At 69.6% G+C, this 8,587-nt stretch carries 11 protein-coding genes, 2 tRNA genes and 1 pseudogene; 9 read left to right on the forward strand and 5 right to left on the reverse strand.

Annotated elements, in window-relative coordinates; all coding sequences use genetic code 11:
- From Q2100_RS27555 to Q2100_RS27575, 5 genes are all read left to right on the forward strand, one after another.
- Positions 1 to 459 (forward strand): DUF3566 domain-containing protein (locus tag Q2100_RS27555; protein ID WP_302916602.1); only part of this gene is annotated, 459 nt, incomplete at its 5' end.
- A gap of 56 nt (positions 460 to 515) precedes the next feature.
- Positions 516 to 589 (forward strand) — tRNA-Ile (locus tag Q2100_RS27560).
- Between the two features lie 161 nt (positions 590 to 750).
- Positions 751 to 823, forward strand: a tRNA-Ala gene (locus tag Q2100_RS27565).
- A 39-nt stretch (positions 824 to 862) separates the two neighbouring features.
- Positions 863 to 1,348 (forward strand): guanosine-3',5'-bis(diphosphate) 3'-pyrophosphohydrolase, encoded by a 486-nt coding sequence (locus Q2100_RS27570; RefSeq protein ID WP_302916603.1) that lies wholly within the window; start codon positions 863 to 865, stop codon positions 1,346 to 1,348.
- Positions 1,349 to 1,407: 59 nt separating this feature from the next.
- Positions 1,408 to 2,178, forward strand: coding sequence for a hypothetical protein (locus tag Q2100_RS27575; RefSeq protein WP_302916604.1), 771 nt, complete (start codon positions 1,408 to 1,410; stop codon positions 2,176 to 2,178).
- A 4-nt stretch (positions 2,179 to 2,182) separates the two neighbouring features.
- Here the strand turns inward: Q2100_RS27575 and cwsA are convergent, their stop codons facing one another.
- Positions 2,183 to 2,608: a cell wall synthesis protein CwsA gene (gene cwsA / locus Q2100_RS27580; RefSeq protein WP_302916605.1), complete on the reverse strand. Its 426-nt coding sequence runs from the start codon at positions 2,606 to 2,608 to the stop codon at positions 2,183 to 2,185.
- 128 nt (positions 2,609 to 2,736) lie between these two features.
- Here cwsA and Q2100_RS27585 point away from each other — a divergent pair, with 128 nt between their 5' ends.
- Positions 2,737 to 3,264 carry a peptidylprolyl isomerase gene (locus Q2100_RS27585; RefSeq protein WP_264012280.1) on the forward strand — a complete coding sequence of 176 codons (528 nt, stop codon included), beginning with the start codon at positions 2,737 to 2,739 and terminating at the stop codon, positions 3,262 to 3,264.
- A gap of 63 nt (positions 3,265 to 3,327) precedes the next feature.
- On the opposite strand, the gene Q2100_RS27590 is transcribed toward Q2100_RS27585, so the two are convergent.
- Positions 3,328 to 3,744 carry a PH domain-containing protein gene (locus Q2100_RS27590; protein ID WP_302916606.1) on the reverse strand — a complete coding sequence of 139 codons (417 nt, stop codon included), beginning with the start codon at positions 3,742 to 3,744 and terminating at the stop codon, positions 3,328 to 3,330.
- 155 nt (positions 3,745 to 3,899) lie between these two features.
- Positions 3,900 to 4,184 (reverse strand): cell division protein CrgA, encoded by a 285-nt coding sequence (gene crgA / locus Q2100_RS27595; RefSeq protein WP_302916607.1) that lies wholly within the window; start codon positions 4,182 to 4,184, stop codon positions 3,900 to 3,902.
- Positions 4,185 to 4,306: 122 nt separating this feature from the next.
- Here crgA and Q2100_RS27600 point away from each other — a divergent pair, with 122 nt between their 5' ends.
- Genes Q2100_RS27600 through Q2100_RS27610 form a run of 3 tightly spaced genes read left to right on the forward strand, consistent with a single transcriptional unit; the run spans position 4,307 to position 6,301 of the window.
- Positions 4,307 to 5,059: a DUF881 domain-containing protein gene (locus Q2100_RS27600; RefSeq protein ID WP_302916608.1), complete on the forward strand. Its 753-nt coding sequence runs from the start codon at positions 4,307 to 4,309 to the stop codon at positions 5,057 to 5,059.
- Positions 5,059 to 5,595, forward strand: coding sequence for a hypothetical protein (locus Q2100_RS27605; RefSeq protein WP_302916609.1), 537 nt, complete (start codon positions 5,059 to 5,061; stop codon positions 5,593 to 5,595). The genes Q2100_RS27600 and Q2100_RS27605 overlap by 1 nt, the downstream gene beginning before the upstream one ends.
- 31 nt (positions 5,596 to 5,626) lie before the next feature.
- Positions 5,627 to 6,301, forward strand: coding sequence for an aminodeoxychorismate/anthranilate synthase component II (locus tag Q2100_RS27610; protein ID WP_302916610.1), 675 nt, complete (start codon positions 5,627 to 5,629; stop codon positions 6,299 to 6,301).
- Here the strand turns inward: Q2100_RS27610 and pknB are convergent.
- Together pknB and Q2100_RS27620 are read right to left on the reverse strand one after the other, a co-directional pair.
- Complete coding sequence (gene pknB, locus Q2100_RS27615; RefSeq protein ID WP_302916611.1) at positions 6,279 to 8,156, reverse strand: Stk1 family PASTA domain-containing Ser/Thr kinase; 1,878 nt, start codon at positions 8,154 to 8,156, stop codon at positions 6,279 to 6,281. The two genes, Q2100_RS27610 and pknB, sit on opposite strands and share 23 nt — an antisense overlap.
- A pseudogene (locus Q2100_RS27620) lies at positions 8,153 to 8,587 on the reverse strand (serine/threonine protein kinase); the annotation flags it as partial. The gene pknB and the pseudogene Q2100_RS27620, both read right to left, overlap by 4 nt.

Below are 8,587 nucleotides of genomic sequence, written 5' to 3' on the forward strand. Positions count from 1 at the left end.
CAGCGGCGCACCGGCACGGACCGGCCCGCCGAACCGGCGCCGCGGACGTCGGCCCCGACGAGCCGCGTCCACGTGGGCAGCAGTAAGCCGAAGGGCCCGGTGCGGGCCACCATGCAGATCCGCCGGGTGGACCCGTGGAGCGCGCTGAAGGTGTCGTTGGTGCTGTCGGTGGCGCTGTTCTTCGTGTGGATGATCGCCGTGGCGTTCCTGTACCTGGTGCTCGGCGGCATGGGCGTGTGGAGCAAGCTCAACAGCAACGTGGGCGACCTGCTGACCAGCGCAAGCGGCAGCACCGGCGGCGAGTTGGTGTCCAGCAGCACCATCTTCGGCGGCGCGGCGTTGATCGGCCTGGTCAACATCGTGATCCTGTCGGCCATGGCGACGGCGGGCGCGTTCATCTACAACCTGACCACCGACCTCGTCGGTGGCGTCGAGGTCACGCTCGCCGACCGGGACTGAATTTGGGGCCGACGGCTGGATTACGGTAATCTTCCCGCTCGGCCGTATGCGATTACGGGCCTATAGCTCAGGTGGTTAGAGCGCTTCGCTGATAACGAAGAGGTCGGAGGTTCGAGTCCTCCTAGGCCCACGGGGCCGGCACAGCCGGTGGGCGCCCACGGAAGGGGCACCGATGAAGCTGGTGGTGGTCATCGCCATGGCGACAGCCGCGGCCGTCGCCACCGTGGTGTGGCGTTCGCGTCACGGACCCGAGGTGTGGCACTCGGTCGACCACCCGGCCTGAACCCGCGAGGGGCCTTAGCTCAGTTGGTAGAGCGCTGCCTTTGCAAGGCAGATGTCAGGAGTTCGAATCTCCTAGGCTCCACTCCCCTGGTGTGACCGTGATCAAGAAGAGGTGCGGCGCATGGCTGTCTCGGTGCTGTCCGATGCCGCTCTGATCGCGAAGGCCGACGACATCGCCGGTCGCGCCCACCTCGGGCAGGTCGACAAGCTCGGTCGGCCCTACATCGCCCACCCTCGGCGGGTCGCCGGACGTGTCGGCACGGCGGAGGCGAAGGCGGCGGCGCTGCTGCACGACGTCATCGAGGACTCCCCCATCACTGCGGCCGACCTCCTCGCCGAGGGCATCCCCCAGTCCGTCGTCGACTGCGTGATTCTGCTGACGCGTCGTGACGACGTTCCGGAAGCCGACTACTACCGGGCCATCGACGTCCACTCGCTGGCCCGCGTCGTGAAGCTGGCCGACCTGGCCGACAACTCCGATCCCGCCCGCCTGGCGCAGCTCCCCGAACCCACGCGGAGCGAGCTGCGCGCCAAGTACGTCCGTGCCTACACCGCGCTCGGTGAGCTTGAGCTGGCTGCCGCGCTGGGTGAGAAGTCGCCGGCTTGAGCCACCCGAGCCCTGAGTGTCCAGACCTGCCCGACGGCTGGGCGGACACGACAGGCGGCGTGCGGGAACGCCTCGCGATCGCGGGAACGCTCACGATCGCGGCGGTGTCCTGCGCGACCGCAGTCGCGGCCGCGCTCGGCGGGAACGTCGTGGCGACCCGATACTGCCTACTCTTCGCACTCGCGATGGCTCTCGTGGCGGCGCTCGGAGCGGCCATCGGGTTCCGCCGTGTCGGGCTCCCCGCGGCGCTGCGGACGGTGAGTGAGCGGGGTGGCGTCCCGGCGACCGAGATCCGTTGCTCGGGAGTCCAGTTCGCGCTGCTGGTCTCGTTGACGACGTGCTGCGCCGCCTTCTGTCTCATGGCAGCCGTCGACGTGTTCGTCCGCCAGCGCCATGGCGGGCCTGCCGCCGCGACCGCTCTGCTGGCGGCGGGCGGGCTCTTCTTCGGCTCGTTCGGAGCGGCGGCGGCCTTCGGCCGCATCCGGCGTGGTGGAGTGACGCTCTCCGCGAGCGGCATCGCCCATCGCGGATGGAGCTTCGAGTCACGATTGGAGTGGCCGGCCATCGCGGGCATCACGCCCGCATTCAACGGCCACCCGACGATCCTCGTCATCGGCTACACCAACGCCGACTGGGACCGCCGGTACACGACACGACTCTGGCGAATCGATCGCCTCCCGCCGGTACCGATGATCGAGGTGGACTGCCGCAGGTTCGACCTCGATCCCCGCGTCCTCTACGGCTACCTGCGGACCTACGTCGAGTCTGCGGAGGCGCGCAGCGAGCTCGGGACCGAAGCGGCCCTCGCGAGAGCGCGGAACGTGCGCTGAGCCGTCACGGCCGTGGCGTCACCTCGACGCTGGGCGGAAGCGGCGACGGCTGGGGTTTGTTGTTCCGGCGCACGACCGAGAAGGCCACCGCTCCACCGGCCAGCACCGCGGCGGCGACGGCGGCGACGACCAACGGCCGGCGGCGCCGCTGCGGCGGTGTGCGCACGTCCTGCAGCACCTGCGGGAGGTTGACCACCACTTCCTGAGCGGCGGCGAGCTCTCCGGCGATCGCGCTCTGCGCGGCGGCGATCTCCCTGCGCAACCGGCTCTTGCGGTACTGACGGCGCAGGGTCGCCGTGGTCGACTGCGCCGAGTCGACGCCGAGGCCGAGCACGCCCCGGGTGACGTCGACGGGCCCCACCGCGGAGTACTTCAGGCCCCGGGCCAGGCGCTCACGCGGGGCCAAACGCGCATCGGTCTTCGAACTCATCTCTGCCCTCTCTGCGGCCGTGCAACGGTGCGCTCCACCCTGCCATCATCGTCGGTGTCGCGGCGTGCATTGCCGCGACGGTGGGTGGCGTGCGCGCGCCCGATCGGCGGATGGCACACTGACTTCCCGTGACGAGCCCCATTCAGACAGCGACCGCGACTTTGCACACCAACCGCGGCGACATCAAGATCGCACTGTTCGGTAACCACGCACCCAAGACCGTCGCCAACTTCGTCGGGCTGGCTCAGGGCACCAAGGACTACAGCGGCGAGAACGCGTCCGGCAGCACGTCCGGACCCTTCTACGACGGCGTCATCTTCCACCGCGTCATCGACGGCTTCATGATCCAGGGCGGCGACCCCACGGGCACCGGCCGCGGCGGACCCGGCTACCAGTTCGCCGACGAGTTCCACCCCGAGCTGCAGTTCGACAAGCCCTACCTGCTGGCCATGGCGAACGCGGGCCCGGGCACCAACGGCTCGCAGTTCTTCATCACCGTCGGCAAGACACCGCACCTGAACCGCAGGCACACCATCTTCGGCGAGGTCGTCGACCCGGAGTCGCAGAAGGTCGTCGACGCGATCGCCACCACGGCCGTCGATCGCAGCGACCGCCCCACCGAGCCGGTCGTGATCGAGTCGGTCACCGTCTCCTAGCCGAGCAGACGCAGATTCGCACTCCCGCTGCGGTGGGAGTGCGAATTCATGTCTGCTCGCCGGCTATTTTCCGGCGTAACCGGCCTCGGTGAGTGCGTCCAACACGCTCAGCGGATCCGTCCCCAGATCCCACCGGGTGAACACCTGCAGCCGGTCGTCGGCCGTCTCGATCTCCAGCAGCCGCACGGTGCGTGCGATGCGGCGGAACTCCGTGATCCGGATGAGCTTGATGTCGGCCCGCTGCAGGATCTGGGTGCGCATCCACCCGCGAATCGCGAGCCCGTCGCCGGTGATTGCCAGTTTCGGGCGCGCGCGCCACGACATGCTTGCAAACGTGAGCAATCCCACCGCGGCAATGCCGGTGAGGACACGTCCGGGCGCGTCTGTGATGAGGGTCACAGCGGCCGCAGCCATCATAAGGCCGAATATGCCGCATGCGACGATCCCCATGGTGGAGGGGCTCCACTCAGTTTGCTGCATGGCTCCCTAAGGGGCTCTTACCGTTGCGAATGGGTCTATCCACAGGTGCTATCCCCAATGGGGATGAATCACACGGATGTGATTGGCCGGGCTGGTCGTTGCTGGAGCGGTAACGTCCTGAACATCATTTGAATTCAAAACGTCGGACGGGCCGGTCAGCGCCAGCGCATCGTGAGCAACAGGCCGGTGATCATGAAGGCAAACGCGACGGCGTAGTTCCACGGGCCGAGATCGGCCATCCACTGCAGCATCCCCGGGGTGTCGATCGGGTTGGTCGCGGCGAGCTGGAACACCAGCAGCCAGATCAGGCCGATCAGCATCAGGCTGATGAAGAGCACGACGAACCACACGCTGGACGGCCCGGCCTTGACCTTCACCGGTGTCCGGCTGACCGGGCTGATGGTGAAGTCGTTCTTCTTGCGGACCTTGGACTTGGGCATGGGTACCTTCGCGGACGATCGGCGCCGCACACGTCGTCATCGGTGCGGATACCGACCACGCAGTGCGACGATGGAGTTGCATCAAAGAGCCTAACGTAGCCACCGACCGGAAAGGCCAACCGATGGACCAGCGACAGCGCCGCTCGGCCTGGCGCTTCGGCGTCCCGGTGGTCTGCCTGCTGGCCGGCGTGCTGTTGGCTGCCACGCACACGGTGGCCGGTGGCGACGAGATCCGGCGCAGCGACGCCCCCCGCCTGGTGGACCTCGTGCGCGACTCACAGCAGTCGGTGGATCGGCTCACGGCCGAGCGGGACGCCCTGTCGGGCCGCGTCGACGCCCACCACGGCGGCTCCCCCGGCACCGATGCTGCGCTGGCCGCGATCACCGCGCGGTCCGACACCCTGGCCGGCGAGGCCGGGCTCGACCCGGTGCGCGGGCCCGGGCTGATCGTCACGCTGAACGACGCGCAGCGCGACGCTGAGGGCCGATTCCCGCGCGATGCGGCACCCGACGACCTGGTGGTGCACCAGCAGGACATCCAGGCCGTGCTGAACGCGCTGTGGAGCGCAGGCGCCGAAGGAATCCAGATGCAGGACCAGCGCATCATCGCCACCTCGGCGCCGCGCTGCGTGGGCAACACCCTGCTGCTCAACGGCCGCACGTACAGCCCGCCCTACGTCGTCACCGCGGTGGGCGACGCGGCCGCCATGCAGGCCGCCCTGTCCGCCGCGCCCCTGGTGACCCTCTACAAGCAGTACGTCGTCCGGTTCGGTCTCGGCTACACCGAGGAGACGCGTGCCGACGTCGAACTGGTCGGCCACACCGAGCCCGTACGGATGCGCTACGCGAAGCCGGCAGGCCCGATCGGCTACTGATGGCCGACGACGGCCGCTGGCTGGCCTACCTCTACGAGACCCATCCTCCGGAGCAGTTGCGGCGATGGGCGCCCAGCCTGCGGTACTTCCGCTTCTGCCGCGCGTTCGGCGGCCACGCCGGTGACGGCGACTCCCTGCGGGCCGCGGTGCGCGCGACGACCGAAGCCGAGGTGCGGACGGTCCTCGCCGGCCTCGGTCTCGACGCCACGCCGGTCGCCGACGATGCACCCCGCCCGGTTCCCGGCGTCGGCTACCGCGGCGACGCGTACGCCAGGTTGCCGCGTCGGATCGATCATCTGCCGCACCTCGCGCAGCCCGGCCACGTCGACATCGGTGGCGTGCGGGCGTTCGTGTGGGTGCGCGCCACCCGGGTCGAGGTGTCCCTCCACGACCGCGGTGAGGTGACGCGGGAGGTGGTCGATTCGGCGTTGCGGATCGAGCCGCACCTGGCGCCGTTCGCCGCCGACGTCCTCGACCCGCCGCTCGACGACCCGCACTGCGTCTGCCCGAAGTACCACCCGCACCTGTGGCGCTGAGCCCGCGAAATCACCCGGGTAACCTGGCTGCGTGCAGATCCTGGTCGTCGACAACTACGACAGCTTCGTGTTCAACCTCGTCCAGTACCTGGGCCAGCTCGGGGTGAACGCGCAGGTGTGGCGCAACGACGACCAACGGCTGAACTCCGACGCCGACATCGCCGAGGTGGCCGACCACTTCGACGGCGTGCTGCTCAGCCCGGGGCCCGGCACCCCGGAGCGGGCCGGGGCGTCCATCCCGCTGGTGCGGGCGTGCGCCGCGACGGCCACCCCGCTGCTCGGCGTGTGCCTGGGTCACCAGGCCATCGGCGTCGCGTTCGGCGCCACCGTGGACCGCGCCCCCGAACTGCTGCACGGCAAGACCAGCGTCGTCCACCACGCCGACACCGGTGTGCTGCAAGGGCTTCCGGATCCGTTCACGGCGACGCGGTACCACTCGCTGACCATCCTGCCCGACACGGTGCCCGCCGACCTCGAGGTCACCGCCCGCACCGCCGGCGGCGTGATCATGGGTGTACGTCACGCGGAGCTGCCCATCCACGGCGTCCAGTTCCACCCGGAGTCGATCCTCACCGAGGGCGGACACCGGATGCTGGCCAACTGGCTCGGCTACTGCGGCGGCGCCCCGGACGAGACGCTGGTGCGCCGGCTGGAAGACGAAGTCGCCGACGCGGTGGCCGCCGCTACGCAGCGAACGCCAGCGTGATCGATCCGTCGTAGTTGACGCCGGTGCCCGGCGGCGGGCTCTGGGACACCACCGCGTTGAGCCGCTGACCGCTGTCCCGCACGTCGGCGGCCCGGTCCAACGGCCCCACCCAGCCCAGTGCCTGCAGGCGCGGGAACGCGTCCGACCAGAACTGCCCGACCAGGTTCGGCATGATGAACTGGTTGCCCTTCGACACCCGCAGCGTGACCGGGGTGTTCTTCGGCACCGACGTCCCGGGGCCCGGATCGCACGCCAGGACCTCGCCCGACGGCCGCGGGCTGTCCACCGGAGCGGTGAGCACCGTGGTGAACCCGATGGTGTTCAGGTTGCGGGTCGCCACGTCCACGGTCTGGCCCTCGCAGTCGGGCACCGGAAGTGATCCCGGGCCGGAGCCGACCACAATGGTGATGACGTTGGTGATCGCCGATGTCGAGTTCGCCGGTGGCAGCGTCGCCATCACCCGGCCGCTCTGCTCCGGCGTGGACTCCGAGGGCTGCTGCTGGACCTCGTCGAACCCGGCGTCGGCGAGCTTGCGCACCGCCTCGGCGTAGGTGCCGCCGCGGACGTCGGGGACCTCGCGCTGTTCGGGACCGGTGGACACGTTGAGCGTCACCTCGTCACCGGCGCCCACCTCGGAGTTGGCCTGCGGCGAGGTGCTGATGACGTGGTCGGGCGGCACCTCGGAGTTGGGCTCCTGCTGGGTGCGCACCCGGAAGCCGGCGTTCTGCAACTCGGCGATCGCCTCGGCCGACACCTGGCCCTGCACGTCGGGGACCGCCACGTCGCGGGTCTCACCGCCGAACATGTTGATCGCCACGGTCACGACCACCGTCAGCACCGCCAGCACCGCCACCGCGATCAGCCAGCGTCCGACCGATCCGCCACGGTCACTGCCTGCGGCGCGGGGCTCGGGCCGCGGCATGTAGTTGATCTGCTCGGTGCGGTCGTGGCTCGGTGTGCCGGTCATGAACGACGTCCGGTCGGCGTCGGTGAGCACCTTCGGCGCGTCGGGCTGCTCGCCGCTGTGCACCCGGACCAGGTCGGTGCGCAGGTCGGCGGCCGTCTGGTAGCGGTTGTCCGGGTTCTTGGTCAGTGCCTTGAGCACCACGGCGTCCAGCTCGGGGCTGATGCCCTCGTGGCGCCGTGAGGGCGGGATCGGATCCTCGCGGACGTGCTGGTAGGCCACCGCGACGGGGGAGTCGCCGACGAAAGGCGGCTCACCGGTGAGCATTTCGTAGAGGACGCAGCCCAGCGAGTACACATCGGAGCGTGCGTCGACGGTGTTGCCGCTGGCCTGCTCGGGGGACAGGTACTGGGCGGTGCCGATCACGGCGGCGGTCTGGGTGACGCTGTTGCCGCTGTCGGCCAGGGCGCGGGCGATGCCGAAGTCCATCACCTTCACCGCGCCGGCCTTGCTGATCATGATGTTGGCGGGCTTGACGTCGCGGTGGATGATGCCGTGCTGGTGGCTGAAGTTCAGCGCCTGGCAGGCGTCCGCGATCACCTCGAGCGCCCGCTTGGGCGGCATCGGGCCGTCGTTGTGGACGATGTCGCGCAGGGTGACGCCGTCGACGTACTCCATCACGATGTAGGGCAGCGGCCCGGCAGGCGTCTCGGCCTCGCCGGTGTCGTACACCGCGACGATGGCCGGGTGGTTCAACGCAGCGGCGTTCTGCGCCTCACGGCGGAACCGGAGGTAGAAACTGGGGTCGCGGGCGAGGTCGGCGCGCAACACCTTGATGGCGACGTCACGGTGCAGTCGGTTGTCGCGCGCGAGGTGGACCTCGGACATTCCGCCGAAGCCGAGGATCTCGCCCAGCTCGTAACGGTCGGACAGATGCTGTGGGGTTGTCATGTCTGTTCTGGGAGCCATATGTGTTCGGAGACGCGTGTCTGGTGTACCGCAGGAGTCACCGGCGGCCGTTCGGTCGCGCCGAGTAGGGATACCCCGAATCCCGCGTCGACATGACTTTCCGTTCCGAATCGGCCCTGACCAGGCATTGCCGTCGGTGATGCAGGGGCCGATCCGGGAGGTGTGGTCTCGGTGATGGTGTTGGTGATCGTCGGCGCCGGCGACTGCTGATCGCGACGGTCCTGGGCGTTGAGGACGATCAGCACCGCGATCACGATGGCCAGCGCACCGAGCACGCCGGCCGCCCAGAGCAGTGCCCGCTGGCCCGACGAGAACGTCCGCCGCGGCGGGGGCGGCCGGTGACCCGTGGTGACAGGACGCGAACGGGCCGCCGTCACCGGGGCCCCGCCGGTCATCGCCGCACGGTTCTGCGC

Origin of the sequence: Mycolicibacterium arseniciresistens, assembly GCF_030519285.1 — a bacterium.
Taxonomy (GTDB): Bacteria; Actinomycetota; Actinomycetes; order Mycobacteriales; family Mycobacteriaceae; genus Mycobacterium; species Mycobacterium arseniciresistens.